22 protein-coding genes and 1 pseudogene are annotated in these 18,634 nt (G+C 70.1%); 7 read left to right on the forward strand and 16 right to left on the reverse strand.

Annotation, left to right across the window (positions count from 1 at the left end):
* Positions 1–84 precede the first annotated feature (84 nt).
* The 5 genes and pseudogenes from ACFV9O_RS18140 to ACFV9O_RS18160 all read right to left on the reverse strand — a co-directional run.
* A pseudogene (locus tag ACFV9O_RS18140) lies at positions 85–345 on the reverse strand (polymorphic toxin type 27 domain-containing protein); the annotation flags it as partial.
* A gap of 115 nt (positions 346–460) precedes the next feature.
* Positions 461–1,765, reverse strand: a complete 1,305-nt coding sequence (locus ACFV9O_RS18145; RefSeq protein WP_385418776.1) for a hypothetical protein — start codon at positions 1,763–1,765, stop codon at positions 461–463.
* A complete protein-coding gene (locus tag ACFV9O_RS18150; RefSeq protein WP_385418779.1) occupies positions 1,755–2,309 on the reverse strand; it encodes a DUF6114 domain-containing protein in 555 nt (184 codons plus the stop codon). Before ACFV9O_RS18150 ends, ACFV9O_RS18145 begins: the two co-directional genes overlap by 11 nt.
* 97 nt (positions 2,310–2,406) lie before the next feature.
* Positions 2,407–3,036: a DUF6230 family protein gene (locus ACFV9O_RS18155; protein ID WP_385418782.1), complete on the reverse strand. Its 630-nt coding sequence runs from the start codon at positions 3,034–3,036 to the stop codon at positions 2,407–2,409.
* 590 nt (positions 3,037–3,626) lie between these two features.
* Positions 3,627–4,598: a tetratricopeptide repeat protein gene (locus ACFV9O_RS18160; protein ID WP_385418785.1), complete on the reverse strand. Its 972-nt coding sequence runs from the start codon at positions 4,596–4,598 to the stop codon at positions 3,627–3,629.
* A 250-nt stretch (positions 4,599–4,848) separates the two neighbouring features.
* Between ACFV9O_RS18160 and ACFV9O_RS18165 the strand changes: the two genes are divergently transcribed.
* Complete coding sequence (locus tag ACFV9O_RS18165; RefSeq protein WP_385418788.1) at positions 4,849–5,478, forward strand: TetR/AcrR family transcriptional regulator; 630 nt, start codon at positions 4,849–4,851, stop codon at positions 5,476–5,478.
* Between the two features lie 35 nt (positions 5,479–5,513).
* Here the strand turns inward: ACFV9O_RS18165 and ACFV9O_RS18170 are convergent, their stop codons facing one another.
* The 5 genes from ACFV9O_RS18170 to ACFV9O_RS18190 all read right to left on the reverse strand — a co-directional run bounded on the left by ACFV9O_RS18170 (position 5,514) and on the right by ACFV9O_RS18190 (position 10,091).
* The gene (locus tag ACFV9O_RS18170) at positions 5,514–5,921 is read right to left on the reverse strand and encodes a hypothetical protein (protein ID WP_385418791.1); all 408 of its coding nucleotides are present in this window, start codon (positions 5,919–5,921) and stop codon (positions 5,514–5,516) included.
* A 70-nt stretch (positions 5,922–5,991) separates the two neighbouring features.
* Positions 5,992–7,692, reverse strand: coding sequence for a methylmalonyl-CoA mutase (locus tag ACFV9O_RS18175; RefSeq protein ID WP_385418794.1), 1,701 nt, complete (start codon positions 7,690–7,692; stop codon positions 5,992–5,994).
* Between the two features lie 73 nt (positions 7,693–7,765).
* The gene (locus tag ACFV9O_RS18180; protein ID WP_385418797.1) at positions 7,766–8,098 is read right to left on the reverse strand and encodes a DUF3817 domain-containing protein; all 333 of its coding nucleotides are present in this window, start codon (positions 8,096–8,098) and stop codon (positions 7,766–7,768) included.
* A 117-nt stretch (positions 8,099–8,215) separates the two neighbouring features.
* Positions 8,216–8,725, reverse strand: a complete 510-nt coding sequence (locus tag ACFV9O_RS18185; protein WP_385418799.1) for a MarR family winged helix-turn-helix transcriptional regulator — start codon at positions 8,723–8,725, stop codon at positions 8,216–8,218.
* Positions 8,726–8,735: 10 nt separating this feature from the next.
* The gene (locus ACFV9O_RS18190; RefSeq protein WP_385418801.1) at positions 8,736–10,091 is read right to left on the reverse strand and encodes an MFS transporter; all 1,356 of its coding nucleotides are present in this window, start codon (positions 10,089–10,091) and stop codon (positions 8,736–8,738) included.
* Positions 10,092–10,211: 120 nt separating this feature from the next.
* Here ACFV9O_RS18190 and ACFV9O_RS18195 point away from each other — a divergent pair, with 120 nt between their 5' ends.
* Positions 10,212–11,210 carry a DUF5937 family protein gene (locus tag ACFV9O_RS18195; RefSeq protein ID WP_385418804.1) on the forward strand — a complete coding sequence of 333 codons (999 nt, stop codon included), beginning with the start codon at positions 10,212–10,214 and terminating at the stop codon, positions 11,208–11,210.
* Positions 11,211–11,239: 29 nt separating this feature from the next.
* On the opposite strand, the gene ACFV9O_RS18200 is transcribed toward ACFV9O_RS18195, so the two are convergent.
* From ACFV9O_RS18200 to ACFV9O_RS18215, 4 genes are all read right to left on the reverse strand, one after another.
* On the reverse strand, positions 11,240–11,416 hold the full coding sequence (locus ACFV9O_RS18200; protein ID WP_385418807.1) for a hypothetical protein: 177 nt from the start codon (positions 11,414–11,416) through the stop codon (positions 11,240–11,242).
* A complete protein-coding gene (locus ACFV9O_RS18205; protein WP_385419015.1) occupies positions 11,413–11,598 on the reverse strand; it encodes a hypothetical protein in 186 nt (61 codons plus the stop codon). The genes ACFV9O_RS18200 and ACFV9O_RS18205 overlap by 4 nt, the downstream gene beginning before the upstream one ends.
* A gap of 135 nt (positions 11,599–11,733) precedes the next feature.
* Positions 11,734–12,027, reverse strand: a complete 294-nt coding sequence (locus ACFV9O_RS18210; protein WP_014176340.1) for an MTH1187 family thiamine-binding protein — start codon at positions 12,025–12,027, stop codon at positions 11,734–11,736.
* Positions 12,024–12,368, reverse strand: coding sequence for a DUF3817 domain-containing protein (locus ACFV9O_RS18215; RefSeq protein WP_385418810.1), 345 nt, complete (start codon positions 12,366–12,368; stop codon positions 12,024–12,026). Before ACFV9O_RS18215 ends, ACFV9O_RS18210 begins: the two co-directional genes overlap by 4 nt.
* 196 nt (positions 12,369–12,564) lie before the next feature.
* On the opposite strand from ACFV9O_RS18215, the gene ACFV9O_RS18220 reads away from it, so the two are divergent.
* From ACFV9O_RS18220 to ACFV9O_RS18235, 4 genes are all read left to right on the forward strand, one after another.
* Entirely contained in the window at positions 12,565–13,197 is a 633-nt protein-coding gene (locus ACFV9O_RS18220) for an AIM24 family protein (RefSeq protein ID WP_385418813.1), read from the forward strand.
* A gap of 1 nt (position 13,198) precedes the next feature.
* A complete protein-coding gene (locus tag ACFV9O_RS18225) occupies positions 13,199–13,849 on the forward strand; it encodes an AIM24 family protein (RefSeq protein ID WP_385418816.1) in 651 nt (216 codons plus the stop codon).
* The gene (locus ACFV9O_RS18230; protein WP_385418819.1) at positions 13,846–14,631 is read left to right on the forward strand and encodes an AIM24 family protein; all 786 of its coding nucleotides are present in this window, start codon (positions 13,846–13,848) and stop codon (positions 14,629–14,631) included. Before ACFV9O_RS18225 ends, ACFV9O_RS18230 begins: the two co-directional genes overlap by 4 nt.
* 190 nt (positions 14,632–14,821) lie before the next feature.
* On the forward strand, positions 14,822–15,298 hold the full coding sequence (locus ACFV9O_RS18235) for a MarR family winged helix-turn-helix transcriptional regulator (RefSeq protein ID WP_385418821.1): 477 nt from the start codon (positions 14,822–14,824) through the stop codon (positions 15,296–15,298).
* Between the two features lie 417 nt (positions 15,299–15,715).
* On the opposite strand, the gene meaB is transcribed toward ACFV9O_RS18235, so the two are convergent.
* Both meaB and ACFV9O_RS18245 read right to left on the reverse strand, forming a co-directional pair.
* Positions 15,716–16,669, reverse strand: a complete 954-nt coding sequence (gene meaB, locus ACFV9O_RS18240) for a methylmalonyl Co-A mutase-associated GTPase MeaB (RefSeq protein ID WP_385418824.1) — start codon at positions 16,667–16,669, stop codon at positions 15,716–15,718.
* A 26-nt stretch (positions 16,670–16,695) separates the two neighbouring features.
* The gene (locus ACFV9O_RS18245) at positions 16,696–17,898 is read right to left on the reverse strand and encodes an acetyl-CoA C-acetyltransferase (protein WP_385418825.1); all 1,203 of its coding nucleotides are present in this window, start codon (positions 17,896–17,898) and stop codon (positions 16,696–16,698) included.
* A gap of 148 nt (positions 17,899–18,046) precedes the next feature.
* Here ACFV9O_RS18245 and mce point away from each other — a divergent pair, with 148 nt between their 5' ends.
* On the forward strand, positions 18,047–18,487 hold the full coding sequence (gene mce / locus ACFV9O_RS18250; protein ID WP_385418827.1) for a methylmalonyl-CoA epimerase: 441 nt from the start codon (positions 18,047–18,049) through the stop codon (positions 18,485–18,487).
* Positions 18,488–18,634 lie beyond the last annotated feature (147 nt).

An 18,634-nucleotide genomic window follows, 5' to 3' on the forward strand; every position in this document is an offset into this window, starting at 1 on the left:
CCGGATAGACCCGCACCACCTGCCCGTCTCGTCGGTCATGTGCCACTCGGTCGACGACCACCTGCGCTGCTCCAGCCTGACCGCCGTACGAAGCTTGATCATCTCCCATGCGGTTCCGTAGCCCGAGGACTGGACCTTGGCCCAGTCGCCCGCGGCGATCGTCTCTCCCCGCTGCACCAGCAGCGTTAGGGCCTCGTCAGCGGTCTTGGCGCCTGCGACGCCGTCCAGGGAGACCGACAGCCTCACGTTGCTGTTGGCCACCGCTCTCTCGAGTCCGACTGTCCAAATGGCGCGTCTCCCCATCCCCAACGCCTCGGGCAGCTCCGTACCGAATGTGCGTAACATGTGCCGACGAGCCCCAACTAGCCGCGATCACAAAGGAATTATTGGTAGCGCAACTGTGGGCCGCACCCCCGTAGCGAGGGTGCGGCCCACAGTCTTTTCCGCGGCTCCCGGAAAATCAGCCGGCGTTGCCACCGGTGAAGTAGTTGTGCAGCCCCGGCACGGTCAGCGTGCCTCCGAACTGGCCCGCCTGCTTGATCTTCACGTCGGTGAAGATGGCGAACGGGACGTCCAGCGGGGGCGGGGTCTGAGGGCTGAAGGTGACCGGGATGAGGCCGAAGAGGTTGCCCTTCAGCTCCTCCGTGTACATGGTCACCGTGCCGTTGCGGATCGTGGACGTGGAGCCCGCAGCCGCCTTGACGTGCGCGGTGGTTCCGTTCGGGCCCTCGACCAGCTGGTGCAGGTCCTTGATGTCCACCGAGGTCGCCGTGAACTTCAGCGCCTTCTTGATCTTGCCGCTGCCGGTCTTCACCTCGACGATGCCGTGGTACTTGAGCCCGCTCAGGGTGAGCCTGCTGCTCTCCAGGCGCCAGGGCGCGTCCGGCAGCAGCGGGATTCCCGCCTCCAGGTCGGCGGCGGCCAGGGCCTCCGGGTCAGGGGTGGGACACGGGAAGCGCGGCTTGCCGTCGGCGCCCTCCGGGATGTCCTCGTCCTTGACCGGGTCGAGGCCCTTGACCTTGTCGTCGAGTTCCTCGACGTCGGCACCGGCCTTCTCGGCCGCGTCCTTGATCGCTTCCTTGGTCTTGTCGACCGTGCCGTCGACTGGGTCCTTGGTCCCCTCGCCAGCGTCGGCGGGGGCCTCCGCCGCCGGCTTCGACGGCTCCTCGGTGGGCTCCTCGGTGTCGCTCGGCGCCGGGGACGTCGGCGTGGCCGTCGGCTCCTCGTCAGGGCCGTCGAGCAGGTCCTTGATCGCGTCGCCGACACCCAGCGGGTCGAGCGGGTTCTTGGTCTCGCTGGGCGTGGGGTCCGCGGTGGGCGCGGACTGGCCGGCCGGCTCGCCCGCCGCCTCGGAGGCCGAGGGGGACTCGCTGGGCTCCGGCTCCTCCCCGGCGTCGCCGGACGGGCTCGCGGACGGCTCGTCGGACGGCTTGCCCGAAGGCTCGTCCGTGGAATCGGACGCGTCGCCGGAGGGCTTCGGCGACTCCGGGGCGGACGGCGACTCCTCCGCTTCCTGAGGCTCGTCCGAGCGCGTCACGCACGGGCCGGGGGCGAAGGGAATGTCCTTCTCGTCGGCGAGCGCCAGCTTGGGCGTGAGACCCATGCCGACGAAGACCGCCGTGGGCATCGCGGCTATGGCCATGGCCTTGCCGGCGGGTATCTGCAGCTTGGTGAGCAGCGACTTCCTCGGCGCCGCGTGACGCGGGCCCTTTCTCAGGCGGGGCTCGTCGTCAGCCGCGATCAGTGATTCTTCGTCACCCCGCACTGTTCCTCCCGCCTTCGGCAGTCGTCTTCGTCATGTTCACGGTGTCCGAGAACTGCGGACCCGGTACCAGGGGAACGTGGGCCTCGTCGCCCGGCGCCGGGGCCGGCGCAGTCGGCCCCGCGGTGGCCTCGGCCGGCTCGGCAGGCTGACCCGGCGCCCAGGAGAGGGAGAGCGCGCCACCGATCAGGGCGAACAGGAAGCCGATGAGAAAGCCACCAATGTTGGAGACCGGCAGCGAGATCAGCGCCAGCAGAATCGTGGCCACCCCGGCGAACACCCGGACAATGTGGTGGAACCACATCGTCAGCCCCAGCGTCACCAGCAGTACTCCGATGATCAGCGAACCCGCGCCCGCCGTCGTGGCCATGTTCAGCGTCATATGGCCGAGCTTGAGGCTGGCATACGGGAAGTAGGCAATTGGTACGCCGCCGAGCATCGTGAACAGGCCGGCCCAGAAGGGCCGCTGGCCCCGCCAGTCGCGGAAACGCCGCTTGATGACGCGGAGGTAGTGCTCGTCGTTCTGCCCCGGTGACTCGGCGCTCATGGAAAACAGCTCCCTGGAACCGGTGTTGCTGTGAAAAGAAGTGAGGGTCGGGCGGGCGGGGCCGCGACAGGCGCTCCCCACCCGCCCGGGCGGGTGCTTAGTAGCACTCCTTGACGCCCTTGTGCAGCTTCATGCTGAGACCGCTCAGCTTGAACGTGCCGGCGGTGGTCGCCCACGCCGTCTGCTTGACGTCGGTCAGCTTGGCCGTCTTGGCCCGCTGGGCGAAGCCGTACGGGTTCGCCTGCGTGCCCGGCTGGATGCCCGGCTTGTTGGCCTTGTCACCGGCGGCGACGCCGATGTCGATCTGGCCGAACTCGGCGTTCGCCTCGAGCTCCGCGACGTCCAGGTAGAGGTCCGTCGCATCGACGGGCGTACCCTTGCCGCCGGCCTTCAGCTCCAGGCTGACGCTGCCGAAGAACGGCACGTCGGGAGTGACGACCGACTGGCACATGTTGGTGATCGTCGCGTGGCTGAACGACGACACCGCGACCGGGTGGGCGGTCTTGTTGCCCTTGAGGTCGGTGCCCGTCGCGAGGCTTCCGTACTGGAAGAAGTCCTCACCCTTCAGCTCACTGGCCGTCACCTTGAAGCTCTGGCCGGAAACGCTGAACGACGCGGCCAGCGCACCCTGGGCCAGACCGACGCCTATCGCGGCCGTGGCGGCCACGGACGGCACCATGACGACCGCGAACCGCTTCCATCTGGTCCCACCACGAACCTGGGACATATCTGTTCCTCCTTCTCGGACGTACATCTCCGGTACGGACCGAGGGGGTCCGTCCTGGGATGGGAGAAGTGCTACGTCCTCGGGAAGGAGAGCGCCGTGAGAACAGGCGCGAGCCGCGTCCGCATCACCGGCGATCACCCCCGAGCGACAACCACTGGCCACGCCTTCGCGCAACCGCAATGGACAGGCCCTGCCGGTCAGGCAGGAACCCCCCTGTCCGCGGCCGGCGCCTCTGCCGCCGGCCCACTCGGTGGGGACCCAGGACCGCGGACGCGGCTGGCTGCCGGGCTGGTGCGGTAATGGACCGAGCGTCGCCGATCGTGGTGCATTACGCGCCGGGGCACAAGGGGGTTCGTTACTCACTAGTAACGGACGGATAACCACCCCACGACAGCGCGATGTCGACCGGCCACAGAGGGTGCCTCGGGGTGCAGAACAGAAGGGGCGATAGGTGCGAAAAAACGGACAGAGCAATGGAGTTGATTTACTCCAAGTAACAGCGGCCACGTTTACCAAGTTTTGGTAAAGCGCGGCCGCCGTCTGTCACTCTGTCGCCAAATCCGCCGCCCGCAACGGCGGCAACGGCCCCGTCAGAACAGCACGCGCGCGAGCGCCGTGCGCGCTGCCGTCACCCGCGGGTCGTCCGGGCCGATCACCTCGAACAGCTCCAGCAGCCGCAGCCGGGCGGCGTCGCGGTCCTCGCCCGCCGTACGCCGCACGGTGTCGACCAGCCGGCCGAAGGCGTCCTCGACATGCCCACCGACCAGGTCGAGGTCGGCGGCCGCGATCTGCGCCTGGACGTCGTCCGGCTTGTCCGCGGCCTCCTTGCGCACCGCCGACGGGTCCATGTCCTGCACCCGGGCGAGCAGTTCGGCCTGGGCGAGGCCGAGCTTGGCCTCCATGTTGCCCGGGTCGTCGGCGAGCACGTTCTTGTACGCCTGGACGGCGCCGCCGAGGTCGCCCGCGTCCAGCGCCTGGACGGCCGCTTCGAGCAGCGCGTCGTACGGTCCCGCCGGGACCGGGGCCGGGGCCGCGGCGCCCTCCTCGGCGTCCGCGTCCACGGTGAGACCGGTGAGCCCGAAGCGCTCCTCGCCGACCTGGATCAGCTGGTCGAGGGTCTGCCGGATCTGCTGTTCGGGCGCCAGGCCCTGGAAGAGCGGCAGCGCCTGACCCGCGACCACCGCGAACACGGCCGGGATGCCCTGGATCCCGAACTGCTGCATCAGCATTTGGTTGGCTTCGACGTCGATCTTGGCGAGCACGAAACGGCCGTTGTATTCGTGGGCGAGCCGCTCCAGCACCGGGCTGAGCTGCTTGCAGGGCTCGCACCACTCGGCCCAGAAGTCGATGACGACCGGCACTTCGGCCGAGCGCTGGAGGATGTCGCGCTCGAAGCCCGCCTCGTCGACGTCGATCACCAGACTGGAGGGGGGCACGGCACCGCCGCCACCCTGCCGGGCGGCATCGGCACGGGCCTGCTCCGCCTTGGCCTTGGCCTCACCGGCCGCCTTCACCGCGGCGAGGTCGACGACGCCGCTCATGGACATGTTCCTAGGCTGCATGAGTACATCCTCCCCCCTCCGCGCGCACGAGTGAAAAACCCGGACGGAACCCCGGCAGAAGTACGCCCCGCCGGTGGTGCGTCATGTGATGCGTACTGTGGCGCCGGGTCCCCACCTGGCACCTGTGGTTGTCGCTCAGCTCACGCTTTCGCTACGAGTCGTAGCGTAACTCGATTACCGCGGGCACGGGAAGGGTCACCCGGTGAAGTGGCTCACAGCGCATCACCTACTGGCCGGTATGGTCGCCGTCATGTGTAGCCGCACCCGTCCGAAATCGCCCCGCACCGGCCGCCCCCGCAGCGCCGAGGCGGACGCCGCCATCCTCGAGGCGACCAGGGCCGCCCTGGTCGAACTGGGCTGGTCCAAGCTGACGATGGGTGATGTGGCGACCCGGGCCGGGGTGGCGAAAACGACCCTCTACCGACGCTGGGCGGGCAAGAACGAACTCGTCGTGGACGCCGTCGCGGTCCTCTTCGACGAGCTGGAGCTCCCCGACCGGGGCTCGCTCGCCGCGGACATCGAGGGCGTGGTGCTGCAGTTCGCGGCACTCCTCGAGCGGCCCGAGGCCAGGACCGCGCTGATGGCGGTGGTGGCCGAGTCGACGCGCGACGAGCCGCTGCGCGAGCGGATCCGAATCTCGATCGTGGACCGCCAGAAGCGGCTGGTCCTGGAGGGGCGGGCGCGGGCACAGGCCCGCGGCGAACTGCCGAGTGAGGCCGACCCGGAGGCGGCTGCCCGCACCGCCGACCTGATCTTCGACGTGATCGCGGGCGCGGTGGTGCACCGGGCTCTCGTGAGCTGCGAACCCGTCGACGAGGACTGGGTCCACCGCTTCACCGCGGTCCTGCTGGGCGGTCTCGGCGCGGCGACGCAGCCGTGAGGCCCGGGGGCCGCGCAACGACCTCAGGATGAACCTCAGCCGGCGGTCGTGGGCTCCGTGGACCCCGGCTTGCCCGGCCAGGACACCTTCGTGAGCCTCTCCGCCTCCTCGGGCGGCAGCAGCCCGGCCCCGACGCGCGCGGCACGGCCCGCCATCTCCCCGGCGAGCTTGAAGCCGTACTCGGAGGAGTCCACCTCGTGGTGGCGGCCCTGGGTGAGCGTGACGAGAGCGGCGACGCCGTCGAGGCCACCCTGGAGACCCACCCACAGCGCGTGGAGGTACTCGGCGGGCAGGTCCTCCTCCGGCACCGTGTTCCGGAACTCCGCGGCACCGGCCGCCCCGGGCGGCTCGAAGTCCACGGTGATGCGCGCGAAGGGGCCGCAGGCTCCTACGGACTGGATGCGCACGCGTACGTCACGCACGGGAACGGGAAGACCGGCCATCCCGCCACCGTACGGGCGGAACAGCCGGTCCTTCCATCGGGTTTCGGGGACCCGCTCCCCGCTAGTCGGATCAGAAGCCCGGGGGCTCCGTGTACGTCCCCCACTCGTCCCGCAGCGCGTCGCAGATCTCCCCGAGCGTGGCCTCCGCACGCACCGCGTCGAGCATCGGCTCGATCATGTTGGAGCCGTCGCGGGCGGCGGCCAGCATCGCGTCCAGCGAGGCCCGTACGCGGGCGTCGTCGCGACGAGACTTGCGCTCGCCGAGGATGCGGACCTGCTCCCATTCGACCTCGTGGCTGACGCGGAGGATCTCCAGGTCGCCGGTGACCGAGCCGTGGTGCACGTTGACGCCGACGACCCGCTTGTCGCCCTTCTCCAGGGCCTGCTGGTAGCGGAACGCGGACTCGGCGATCTCGCCGGTGAACCAGCCGTCCTCGATCCCGCGCAGAATGCCGGAGGTCATGGGCCCGATGGGGTGCTGCCCGTCCGGGTGGGCGCGCAGTCCGCGCTCCTTGATCTGCTCGAAGATCCTCTCGGCGTCGGCCTCGATGCGGTCGGTGAGCTGCTCGACGTACCAGGAACCGCCCAGCGGGTCGGCCACGTTGCCGACGCCGGTCTCCTCCATCAGCACCTGCTGCGTGCGCAGGGCGATCTCGGCGGCCTGCTCGGACGGCAGGGCGAGGGTCTCGTCCAGGGCGTTGGTGTGCAGCGAGTTGGTGCCGCCGAGCACGGCCGCGAGGGCCTCCACGGCCGTCCGGACGACGTTGTTGTACGGCTGCTGGGCCGTCAGCGAGACACCGGCGGTCTGGGTGTGGAAGCGCAGCCACTGCGCCTTGTCGGTCTTCGCGCCGTAGACCTCCTTCATCCAGCGGGCCCAGATGCGGCGGGCCGCGCGGAACTTGGCGATCTCCTCGAAGAAGTCGAGGTGGGCGTCGAAGAAGAAGGAGAGACCCGGCGCGAAGACGTCCACGTCCAGGCCGCGGCTCAGGCCGAGTTCGACGTAGCCGAAGCCGTCCGCGAGCGTGTAGGCCAGCTCCTGCGCGGCCGTCGCGCCCGCCTCGCGGATGTGGTAGCCGGAGACGGAGAGCGGCTTGTACGCGGGGATGGAGCGGGCGCAGTGCTCCATCAGGTCGCCGATCAGGCGCAGATGGGGCTCGGGCTCGAAGAGCCACTCCTTCTGCGCGATGTACTCCTTGAAGATGTCCGTCTGGAGCGTGCCGTTGAGGACGGCCGGGTCGACGCCCTGGCGCTCGGCGGCGACGAGGTACATGCAGAAGACCGGGACGGCCGGTCCGCTGATGGTCATCGACGTCGTGACATCGCCGAGCGTGATGTCCTTGAAGAGGACCTCCATGTCGGCGGCGGAGTCGATCGCGACACCGCAGTGGCCGACCTCGCCGAGCGAGCGCGGGTCGTCGGAGTCGCGGCCCATCAGCGTCGGCATGTCGAAGGCGACACTGAGCCCGCCGCCGCCGGCGGCGAGGATCATCTTGTACCGCTCGTTGGTCTGCTCGGCGTTGCCGAATCCGGCGAACTGGCGGATGGTCCAGGTGCGGCCCCGGTAGCCCGTCGGGTACAGGCCGCGCGTGAACGGATACTCGCCGGGCCAGCCGATCCGCTCGAAGCCCTCGTAGGTGTCGCCGGGCCTGGGCCCGTAGACCGGCTCGACCGGATCACCGGAGAGCGTGGTGAAGTCGGCGTTCCGCTTCTTTGCGGCGTCGTACCGGGCCTGCCAGCGGTGGCGGCCCTCCTCGATGGCGTCAGCGTCCATACCCTCGAATTTACTAGGACGTCCTAGTAAATGTCGATGGCAAACCGCCGTACATACCCGTACGGCGGTTGCGTTATGCCTTGGCGACGGCCGGAACCTGGCCGCTGACCAGCGGCTCTACCGTGCGTGTGACCTTGCGCTCCACGAAGAAGGCGGCGAAGGGGATGGTCCCGGAGAGCAGCACCCACAGCAGCTTGCCGAACGACCACTTGGCCTTGGAGCCCAGGTCGAAGGCGAAGACCAGGTAGATGATGTAGAGGATGCCGTGGACCTGCGAGACCGCGAAGGTGACGTCCTCGCCCTTCCCGAAGCCGTACTTGAACACCATGCAGGTGCACAGCACGAGCAGCATCACTGCGGTGACATAGGCCATCACCCGGTAGCGGGTCAGCACGCTCTTCTTCATGCCGACGAGGTTAACCGTCCGGTTCGGGCGATCTTCCGGTGGGTCGGGAGACCCGGATCACGTCCCGTCGGACCAGGTCGCGGCCCGTCCGGTCCGATCAAGACCCGACGGCCCGGGTCACTTCTCCTCGAAGTCGTGCGCGGCGATGCGCAACGGCCGCAGCAGCGCGAAGATCTCCGCGCACTCCTCGGAGTCGTACGCCCCGAGCCCGAAGTCCATCGCCATCAGATCGCGGGTGGCGGCCTCCACGACCTCGCGGCCCTTCTCGGTGATGGAGGCGAGCGTGCCGCGGCCGTCGTTCGGGTTGGGGCGCTTGGCGACCAGGCCGGACTTCACCAGGCGGTCCACCGTGTTCGTCACGGATGTGGGGTGCACCATCAGCCGCTCGCCGATCTTGGACATCGGCAGCTCGCCCGCCTTGGAGAAGGTGAGCAGCACCAGCGCCTCGTACCGCGCGAAGGTCAGTCCGTACGGCTTGACGACCGCGTCGACCTCGGCGAGCAGGATCTGGTGCGCCCGCATGATCGAGGTGATCGCGGCCATCGAGGGCACGGGACCCCAGCGGCGCTGCCAGAGCTCGTCGGCTCGGGCGATGGGGTCGAAGGGGAGACTGAGCGGCTTCGGCACGGCACCGACCTTACCCACTGGTCACATGCTGGTCAGCCCCGTCTCGAAGTTCGGTCCTCCGCAGCTCGGCGGCGAGGACGAGCACGCAGAGCGTGCCCAGCACCCCGATGCCGGCGACCACCTGGTGGACGGGCAGGAACTCGGCCGCGACGCCCGCGGCCGCCATGCCGATTCCCTGGACCGTCATCATGCCGGCGGTCATCAGCGTCATGGCCCGGCCGCGCAGCTCTTCGGGCACCGCCGCGACGTACCACTGGTCGAGGCCCAGGGAGTACGCCGACGCCAGCCCGCTCAGCGCCAGGGCCATCATCGCGAGCGGCACTCCGGGGCGTACGGCGTACAGGAGGAACGGCAGCAGGCAGCAGCCGGCGAGGGGCAGCACGATGCGGGCGCGGACGGCCGCGCTCAGCACGGAACCCGCGAAGAGCTCGCCTGCGATGTGGCCCACCGGCATCGCGCACATCAGCAGCCCGAGCGCGGCGGTGCCGACGCCGATGCCGTCGGCGTACGGGGCGGCCAGGGCTTCCGGTGCCACGACGAACAGGGGCGGCACCCAGAACATCAGGGTCAGCGCGCGCAGCCGGCGGTCGGCGAACACCTGGCGGGCACCGTCGAGCGAGTCCCTGAGCAGCGACACCTTGCGCACATCGCCCCGCGCGGGCCTGCGGCGGGTGCCGAACCGCAGCAGGACGGCCGAGCAGAGAAAGGTCGCCGCGGTGATCGCGATGGCACCGCGCGCGGGCACGAGGGTCAGCAGGACGCCGCCCGCCCCGAATCCGGCGAGCAGGGCGCTCTGCGAGACGATCCGCAGCAACGAGCGGCCGAGTACGAACCGTTCCCCCTGGCCGAGGACGTCGGCGAGCGTCGCCATTCGGGTCCCGTTGAACACGGGCGCCACGGCGGCGACGGCACACCGCAGCACGAGCAGCCCCGCGACCGGGGTCGTGGGCAGCACCATCAGGGCGACGCACCCCGCGCAGACGAGATCGCACACGACGAGCACCCGGCGGGCGGGGTACCGGTCGGCGACCCCGGCGAGCAGCGTTCCGCCGAGGAGATAGGGCAGGAAACCGAGCGCGAAGGTGAGGGCGCTCAGCAGCGGGGATCCGGTGAGGTCGTAGACGAGCACGGTCAGGGATATCTCGCTGACCACGACGCCGAGGAGGGACAGCGTGTGCGCGGCGAACACGGCCCGGAACTCGCGTACGGCGAAGACGCTCGCATAGCCCCCGCGCGGAGAGGGGCTGCCGGTCGCGGCCGATGGCTGTCCCGCGCCCCCGGACGGAGCGGCCCCGGACGGAGCGGCCCCGGCGGCCGTGGGGGCCGCGGGGGCCGTGGGGGCCGGAGGAATCGGTTCGGCGGTCATGCCGGCAGCCTGCCGTCGCCCCGTCCCCGGCCCTAGACTTTCGGCTGGGAACGAATCTTCGCGCGGCACGCTCCGGTCCCATCACCGAGTGCGCGCACATCACGAGCCAGGGGGCGCCGCGTGCCGTTCACACTCCACTTCGGCGAGGCCGATCTGCTCCGCTGCCGGTTCGCGGTGTCGCCGATCTGGGAAACCCAAGAGGCCGTACGGACCCTCGCCCGGCCGGAACGGCACGGCTACCACCTGCCGTGGCTGCGCCGGCTGCGCGTAGCGCTCGCCGCCGCGGACCTCGACCTCACACCGCTGCAGTTGCTGATGCCGCGCCGGGGGCACAACCCGGACTTCATCTACCCGCCGCCCATCGGCCCCGCCGCCGCCTTCGAGGAGGAGATCGCCGCGGTCAGGGCCACGGACCCCAACCGGGCGCTCGACGACCTGAGGCGCGCGCTGACCGACGCGGGGGCGGCGGACACCCCCGCGGGGCGGGCGATGCTCGCGGACCCGGCGCGCTCGGTGCGGGAGCTCGCCGCGTTGCTCGAGAGGGCGTGGGAGGTGCTCGTCGCCCCGGACTGGCCGAGGCTGCGGGCGCTGCTGGAGGCGGACGTGGCGTACCACTCGCGGCGGCTGGCCGAAGGGGGACTCGAAGGGCTGCTGCGGGAGCTGCACCCGCGCCTGGAGTGGGACGGCGGATCGACGCTGACGATCGACACGGTGAGCGATCACAGCCGGGTGCTGGGCGGTGCGGGTCTGGTGCTGATGCCCAGCGTCTTCTGCTGGCCGGACGTCGTCAGCGGCTTCGATCCGCCGTGGCAGCCGACCCTCGTCTATCCGGCCCGCGGCATCGGCGGACTCTGGTCGGACCCCGGCGGCCGTACGCCCGATGCGCTGGCTCGGCTGCTGGGTCGGGTGCGGGCGGACGTGCTGTGCGCGCTGGACGAGCCCGCGGGCACGACGGCGCTGGCGCACCGCCTGGGCCTCGCGCCGTCCAGCGTGTCGGCGCATCTGTCGGTGCTGCGGGACGCGGGCCTGCTGAGGTCGCGCCGCTACGGGCATCAGGTGCTGTACGAGCGGACACCGATGGGCATCGCCCTGGCGGCGCCGCAGCCCGGCGCGCCCTGAGCGGTCCAACGGGCAAGGGCCCGCAGGGTTCAGCGGCGCCCCTCGCGCGCCGTGCGCCGTATCCGGTGGCGGACCGCCCGCTGGGCCACGGGACCGAGCCCCTCGAGCGCCGCGGTCAGCACGGTGAGCTGCTCCAGGGCGTCGAGGGCCCGCTCGGCGCCGTCCGGGTGGTCGAGGACGCAGCCGCCCTCGGGGCTGTGGATCATCGTCGCGTCGAAGCGGGCACCCGGGTCGCGTACCGGAAGCGCTGCGGCTCGCCCGACGCACACGGCAGGTGGTCGATCTCGGTGAACCGCAGATCCCACCGCTGGTGCTCCGCGGGGCGCCGGGTCCGCTCCCAGAGCGTCTCCGGATCCACGCGGATGTGCGTCTCGATGTACAGCGCCATGCCGATCCCCAGGCCAGCGACCCTTTTGAGCGACTGCGCAACGTGAAGCTGCCCGACTTTGAGCACTCGCTCAACGGCTGGGTGCGAAAGAGCCCCCGGCCCAGCGGGCCGGGGCTCTCCTTGTGGCGGGCGCGGTCAGGCGGACAGGTGGCGCTCCACCGTTTCGACCTTGCTGGTCAGTCCGTCGGTGACACCGGGCCTGATGTCCGCCTTGAGGACGACGGAGACGCGCGGCGCACGTGCCTCGACGGCGGCGACGGCGCGCTTGACGACGTCCATCACCTCGTCCCACTCCCCCTCGATCGAGGTGAACATGGCGTCCGTGCGGTTGGGCAGCCCGGACTCACGGACGACGCGCACGGCGTCGGCGACGTACTCGCCGACGTCCTCGCCGACGCCCAGCGGGGTGACGGAGAAGGCGACGATCACGCGTTCACCTTGCCTTCGCGGCGGGCGCGGGCGGCGATGACGGCGTCCTCGGCGGCGCGCTTGAGCTTGCGCTCGGCGAAGAAGCCGCCGGCGGGCAGCACCGAGAGGACGAAGTAGAGGGCGGCCGTCTTGACGTCCCACTTCGTACGGTTCCAGGCGTCCAGCCAGAAGATCACGTACAGGATGAAGAGCACGCCGTGGATCGCGCCCATCACCGGGACCGCGTTGAACTCCGTCGTGCGCTTGAGCACCGAGCAGACGAGCAGCAGGAGGAACGACACGGCCTCCGGCGCGGAGACGAGTCGGAGGCGGTGGAGGGAGGATGCGGTCTTGATGTCCACGGAGGCACCTTCGATGCAGGGGGCAGAAGAGGCGTCGGGCTTGTGAACGCACGCACAAGCGGTGCCATTATGGCATCGCTCTTTCCTTGATCTTTACCCGGGTCGCCGGACAGGCGTAAGGGCCGGATCGGGGTCGGTATCGTCCCCGGGTCTCTGTCGGCGCGCGCCCAACGCCCAGTAACGTCACCCCGTGGCAATGTTCCGACTTCAAGGCAGCAAGGTGCTGGCCGTCGACATGACCGGGGACGCCGTCAAGGCGAAGAACGGGTCGATGGTCGCCTACGACGGCCAGATGGCGTTCAAGAAACTGTCCGGCGGCGGTGAGGGCATCCGCGGCATGGTGACCCGCCGCCTCACCGGCGAGCAGATGACCATGATGGAGGTGAAGGGCCAGGGCACCTGCTACTTCGCCGACCGCGCGTCCGAGATCAACCTCGTCTCACTGCACGGCGACAAGCTGTACGTCGAGTCGAGCAATCTCCTCTGCACGGACGGCGGGCTGCGCACCGGCACCAGCTTCACCGGTCTGCGCGGTGGCGCGACCGGGAACGGCCTGTTCACGACGACCGTCGAGGGCACGGGCCAGGCCGCGATCATGTCGGACGGGCCGGCCGTGGTGCTGCGGGTGACGCCCCAGTACCCGCTCTCGGTCGACCCCGGGGCGTACATCGCGCACCAGGGCAATGTGCAGCAGCACTTCCAGTCCGGGGTCACCTTCCGGACTCTCCTGGGCGAGGGCGGCGGCGAGGCCTTCCAGCTCCGCTTCGAGGGCGACGGGCTCGTGTACGTACAGCCGAGCGAGCGCAACACGATCGCAGGGGACGTGTGACATGCCCTTCCGTGAGATCAATTCGAAGATGGTCGAGGCGACCGTCGTCCCCGGTCAGAAGATGTACAGCCAGCGCGGCGCGATGCTCGCGTACAAGGGCGAGGTGTCCTTCACCCCGAACATGGCGGGCGGCCAGGGCGGCCTGATGTCGATGATCGGCCGGCGGGTGGCCGACGAGGCGACCCCGCTGATGACGGTCGAGGGGTCCGGGACCGTGATGTTCGGCCACGGCGGCCACCACATCCAGGTGATCAACCTGACCGGCGACACCCTGTACGTCGAGGCCGACCGGCTGCTCGCCTTCGACGGGACGCTGCAGCAGGGCACGATGTTCATGGGCTCGCAGGGCGGGGTCATGGGCATGGTGCGCGGCCAGGTCACCGGGCAGGGCCTCTTCACCACGACACTGAAGGGCCACGGGGCAGTCGCGGTCATGGCGCACGGCGGAGTGATCGAACTCCCGATCACTCCGGGCCGGCCGGTCCATGTCGACCCGCAGGCGTACGTCGCGCACCACGGCGACGTTCGGAACAAGCTCTCCACGGCGCTGGGCTGGCGCGACATGGTGGGGCGCGGCTCGGGCGAGGCGTTCCAGCTGGAGCTGAGCGGCAGTGGTGCGGTGTACGTCCAGGCGTCGGAGGAGAAGCTGTGAGCACGCCGGTGATTTTCGACCCGATGACGCTGCCGAGCGACGACAACGTCAACGCCTACACCTTCTGCGTGGAGCTCAAGGGCTCCCAGTGGTTCCTGCAGAAGGGCAAGATGATCGCCTACTACGGGCAGATCGAGTTCAACGGCATCGGCCACGGCCGACTGGACCGGCTGATGCGTACGAGCTTCCACTCGCCGCTGCACGCGAGCGACTGGGTGGTGGCCGAGGGCAGCGGCAAGATGCTGCTCGCGGACCGGGCGTTCGACGTGAACTCGTACGACCTGGACGAGGGCAATCTGACGATCCGGTCCGGGAACCTGCTGGCGTACCAGCCGTCGCTGGCGCTGAAGCAGTCGATCGTGCCGGGCTTTCTGACCCTGATCGGTACGGGGAAGTTCGTCGCGGCGTCCAACGGTCCGGTGGTCTTCATGGAGCCGCCGATCCGGGTGGATCCCCAGGCGCTGGTCGGCTGGGCGGACTGCCCGTCGCCGTGCCACCACTACGACCACGGCTACATGAGCGGGGTCATCGGCGGGCTGCGGCAGCTCACGGGGATCGGCGGGGCGTCCGGCGAGGAGCACCAGTTCGAGTTCGTGGGGGCGGGGACGGTGCTTCTCCAGTCGTCCGAGGCGCTCATGCCGGAGCATGCGACGGGCGTCGTCCCGCACGCGGACGGGGTGCCGGGCGGAGGCCACACGGGGCACGGGGCGCCTGGTCAACATGGGTCCTCCCCGCGCCTTCCCGGCCAGCTTGGGGACCTCCAGCGTCGCTTCGGGCTGTGAGCGGTAGTCTGCGGAGTGTGACGTCGAACGTCTGCGCCCTTGTGTGGGGGACCATGGAGACCATGGACAACGTGGGTTCCATGGGCTATGTGGGGACCATGGACAACGTGGGGACCATGGGCACAGAGGCGCCGGACGTCACACTCCACGACTTCGTCCGGCTTTCAACTTCTTAGGGTAGTATCCATACATGGAGACCGAGACGGCCACGCGCTGGCTGAGCGACACGGAGCAGTGCGCCTGGCGCACGTATCTGGACGTCAACAGACTGCTGACGTACCAGATGGAGAAGGACCTGCAACCGTTCGGCCTGACCAACAACGACTACGAGATCCTCGTCAATCTCTCGGAGTCCGCGGAGCGGCGCATGCGGATGAGCGATCTGGCCGCGGCCACGCTCCAGTCGAAGAGCCGGCTCTCCCACCAGATCACCCGCATGGAGAACGCGGGCCTGGTCCGCAGGGAGAACTGCGAGTCGGACCGCCGCGGGTTGTACGCCGTTCTCACCGACCACGGCATGGACACCATGCAGAAGGTCGCGCCGCACCACGTCGAGTCCGTGCGGCAGCACTTCATCGACCTGTTGTCATCGGAGGCGCTTGCGGATCTGAGCGAGTCCTTGAAGCCGGTGGCGGACCACTTGCGCGGCCGCCGCGGCAAGGTCTGACGGGGGCCTCGGCGCCCCGGCGCCCCCCGGTCGGGGGCACGGGGGTGGGCCCGTGTCCGCGGCTGCACCCGGGGACCGGTCTCGGTGTGCCCGGTGCCGTGAGGGTGGGCAGTGCGTCCGTCCTCGAACGCCGGACGGGGTGAGTGGTCGGGGTGACCCGCACAGGTGGGTTGCCGTTGGGGTCCGCTCCGGGGCTCGTGTCCTGGACTGCTGCGTCCGGTATGCGGCTCCGCCGCGTGGTCACCGCGCTTCGCGCGAGTTGCGGGCGCTTTTACGTCCAGAACACGACCCCTGCGCGTCCCCCTTCGGGTCACCGACCTGGGCTCGCCCCGAAGGGTCGGCTGCCCACAAGCCACCCACCTGGCCGCAGACGGATGCGGGCCGGCCCGGGTTGCTGTTCACCCGGGCCGCAGCCGGTCAGGACGTGAGGCCCGCCACCAGTTCGTCCGCCGCCGCGTACGGGTCCAGTTCGCCCGCCACGATGCGGGACGCGAGGGCGTCCAGGCGGCGATCGCCGTGGAGGTCGCCGATGCGCTCGCGGAGCGCGGTCACCGCGATCGTCTCGACCTCGTGCGCGGCCCGGCGGATGCGCCGGGCCGCGAGGACGCCGTGCTCCTCCATCCACGCGCGGTGCTTCTCGAGCGCCTCGACGACCTCGTCGATGCCCTCGCCCCGCGCCGCGACCGTCTTCACGATCGGCGGCCGCCAGTCGCCCGGCGCACGGGACTCACCGAGACCGAGCATGTGGTTCAGCTCGCGCGCGGTCGCGTCGGCGCCGTCGCGGTCCGCCTTGTTGACGACGTACACATCGCCGATCTCCAGGATGCCCGCCTTCGCGGCCTGGATGCCGTCGCCCATGCCGGGCGCCAGCAGCACCACCGAGGTGTCGGCCTCGGAGGCGATCTCCACCTCCGACTGGCCGACGCCGACCGTCTCGACCAGCACCACGTCGCAGCCGGCCGCGTCCAGGACGCGGATGGCCTGCGGCGCGGCCCAGGCGAGACCGCCGAGATGGCCGCGGGTGGCCATCGAGCGGATGTAGACGCCGGGGTCGGACGCGTGCTCCGACATCCGCACCCGGTCGCCGAGCAGCGCCCCGCCCGAGAAGGGCGATGACGGGTCGACGGCCAGCACGCCGACCCGCTTCCCGGCCCGCCGGTACGCCGACACCAGCGCGGACGTGGACGTCGACTTGCCGACACCCGGCGATCCGGTCAGCCCCACCACGTACGCACCGCCGGTCAGCGGCGCGAGCGCCGCCATGACCTCGCGGAGCTGTGGGGACGCCCCCTCGACGAGTGAGATCAGCCGGGCCACGGCCCGCGGCCGGCCCTCTCTCGCCTGGGCGACCAGCTGGGGGACGTCCACCATCGTGCCTGCTCCGATCTTCGAGGGTCTTACTTGGCCGGTACGCGGACGATCAGCGCGTCACCCTGGCCGCCACCGCCGCACAGCGCCGCCGCGCCGATCCCGCCACCGCGGCGCTTCAGCTCGAGCGCCAGGTGCAGGACGATCCGCGCGCCGGACATGCCGATCGGGTGTCCCAGGGCGATCGCGCCACCGTTGACGTTCACCTTTTCCGGGGACACCCCGAGGTCCTTCATTGACTGCACGGCGACCGCGGCGAACGCCTCGTTGATCTCGATGAGGTCGAGGTCGGAGACCTCCAGGCCGTCCTTCTTGAGGGCGTGCGCGATGGCGTTGGACGGCTGGGACTGGAGCGAGTTGTCCGGACCCGCCACATTGCCGTGCGCGCCGATCTCGGCGATCCACTCGAGGCCGAGCTCCTCGGCCTTGGCCTTGCTCATCACGACGACCGCGGCGGCACCGTCGGAGATCTGCGAGGAGGTGCCGGCGGTGATCGTGCCGTCCTTCGCGAACGCCGGGCGCAGCTTGCCGAGCGACTCGGCCGTCGTCTCGGCGCGGATGCCCTCGTCCTTGCTGAAGAGGACCGGCTCGCCCTTGCGCTGCGGGATCTCGACGGGCGTGATCTCGGCCTCGAAGAGGCCGTTCTTCTGCGCGGCGGCGGCGCGCTGGTGCGACAGGGCCGCGATCTCGTCCTGCTCGGGCCGGGCGATGCCGAGGCGGGTGTTGTGCTTCTCGGTGGACTCGCCCATGGCGATGCCCTCGAAGGCGTCGGTCAGGCCGTCGTACGCCATCGCGTCGAGCATCTCGATCGCGCCGTACTTGAAGCCCTCGCGCGACTTCGGCAGCAGGTGCGGCGCGTTCGTCATGGACTCCTGGCCGCCGGCGACGATCACGTCGAACTCACCCGCACGGATCAGCTGGTCGGCCAGGGCGATCGCGTCGAGCCCGGAGAGACACACCTTGTTGACGGTCAGCGCGGGGACGCTCATGGGGATGCCGGCCTTGACCGCGGCCTGGCGGGCAGGGATCTGCCCCGCGCCGGCCTGGAGCACCTGGCCCATGATCACGTACTGCACCTGGTCACCGCCGATCCCGGCACGGTCCAGCGCGGCCTTGATCGCGAAACCGCCCAGGTCGGCGCCGGAGAAGGACTTCAGCGAGCCGAGCAGCCGCCCCATGGGCGTACGGGCACCGGCAACGATCACGGAGGTGGTGCTGTTCGTTCCAGACATGAGAGGGGATCCCCTTCCAGCACGGCGGCTGAGGAGTGAACGAGGGTTTACTTGAACTGTACTGAGCGGTATGCGTTCGGGTCACCGGGCAGCCGGTGTGATCGCGCGCACGTTGCGTAACCACCGCTGTGAGCGCTGCACTGGAGCCATGCTGACGCGAATCGACCACATCGGGATCGCCTGCTTCGACCTCGACAGGACTGTCGAGTTCTACCGGGCGACGTACGGCTTCGAGGTGTTCCACGCCGAAGTCAACGAGGAGCAGGGCGTCCGCGAGGCCATGCTCAAGATCAACGAGACCTCGGACGGCGGCGCCTCGTACCTCCAGCTCCTGGAGCCCACCCGCGAGGACTCCGCGGTCGGGAAGTGGCTGGCCAAGAACGGGGAGGGCGTGCACCACATCGCCTTCGGCACGGCCGACGTCGACGGGGACGCGCAGTCCATCCGTGACAAGGGCGTACGCGTCCTGTACGACGAGCCGCGCATCGGCTCGATGGGCTCCCGGATCACCTTCCTGCACCCCAAGGACTGCCACGGTGTACTCACGGAACTCGTGACGTCCGCCGACCCGTCCTCAGCGGAGCACTGACCTCCGGATTCCTGGCCCGGTAGAGTGGGCGGCTCCGGGCCGGGGCCGGGGGCCGCGCCACGGCGTTGTTTGTTGGCGAAGTTCGATCTGCCACCATTCCCCGGGGGGCCGTTCGCCGGCGAACGGTGCTCGACTGTAGAGACTTGC

The sequence above is a fragment of the Streptomyces sp. NPDC059909 genome, from assembly GCF_042730885.1.
Classification (GTDB): Bacteria; Actinomycetota; Actinomycetes; order Streptomycetales; family Streptomycetaceae; genus Streptomyces.

Coding starts and splice junctions, on each gene's coding strand:
- ACFV9O_RS18150 (WP_385418779.1), bottom strand. CDS start 2,309: ATGAGCGCCGAGTCACCGGGGCAGAACGACGAGCACTACCTCCGCGTC.
- ACFV9O_RS18155 (WP_385418782.1), bottom strand. CDS start 3,036: ATGTCCCAGGTTCGTGGTGGGACCAGATGGAAGCGGTTCGCGGTCGTC.
- ACFV9O_RS18160 (WP_385418785.1), bottom strand. CDS start 4,598: ATGCAGCCTAGGAACATGTCCATGAGCGGCGTCGTCGACCTCGCCGCG.
- ACFV9O_RS18165 (WP_385418788.1), top strand. CDS start 4,849: ATGTGTAGCCGCACCCGTCCGAAATCGCCCCGCACCGGCCGCCCCCGC.
- ACFV9O_RS18170 (WP_385418791.1), bottom strand. CDS start 5,921: ATGGCCGGTCTTCCCGTTCCCGTGCGTGACGTACGCGTGCGCATCCAG.
- ACFV9O_RS18175 (WP_385418794.1), bottom strand. CDS start 7,692: ATGGACGCTGACGCCATCGAGGAGGGCCGCCACCGCTGGCAGGCCCGG.
- ACFV9O_RS18180 (WP_385418797.1), bottom strand. CDS start 8,098: ATGAAGAAGAGCGTGCTGACCCGCTACCGGGTGATGGCCTATGTCACC.
- ACFV9O_RS18190 (WP_385418801.1), bottom strand. CDS start 10,091: ATGACCGCCGAACCGATTCCTCCGGCCCCCACGGCCCCCGCGGCCCCC.
- ACFV9O_RS18200 (WP_385418807.1), bottom strand. CDS start 11,416: ATGATCCACAGCCCCGAGGGCGGCTGCGTCCTCGACCACCCGGACGGC.
- ACFV9O_RS18205 (WP_385419015.1), bottom strand. CDS start 11,598: ATGGCGCTGTACATCGAGACGCACATCCGCGTGGATCCGGAGACGCTC.
- ACFV9O_RS18220 (WP_385418813.1), top strand. CDS start 12,565: ATGTTCCGACTTCAAGGCAGCAAGGTGCTGGCCGTCGACATGACCGGG.
- ACFV9O_RS18225 (WP_385418816.1), top strand. CDS start 13,199: ATGCCCTTCCGTGAGATCAATTCGAAGATGGTCGAGGCGACCGTCGTC.
- ACFV9O_RS18235 (WP_385418821.1), top strand. CDS start 14,822: ATGGAGACCGAGACGGCCACGCGCTGGCTGAGCGACACGGAGCAGTGC.
- meaB (WP_385418824.1), bottom strand. CDS start 16,669: ATGGTGGACGTCCCCCAGCTGGTCGCCCAGGCGAGAGAGGGCCGGCCG.
- ACFV9O_RS18245 (WP_385418825.1), bottom strand. CDS start 17,898: ATGTCTGGAACGAACAGCACCACCTCCGTGATCGTTGCCGGTGCCCGT.
- mce (WP_385418827.1), top strand. CDS start 18,047: ATGCTGACGCGAATCGACCACATCGGGATCGCCTGCTTCGACCTCGAC.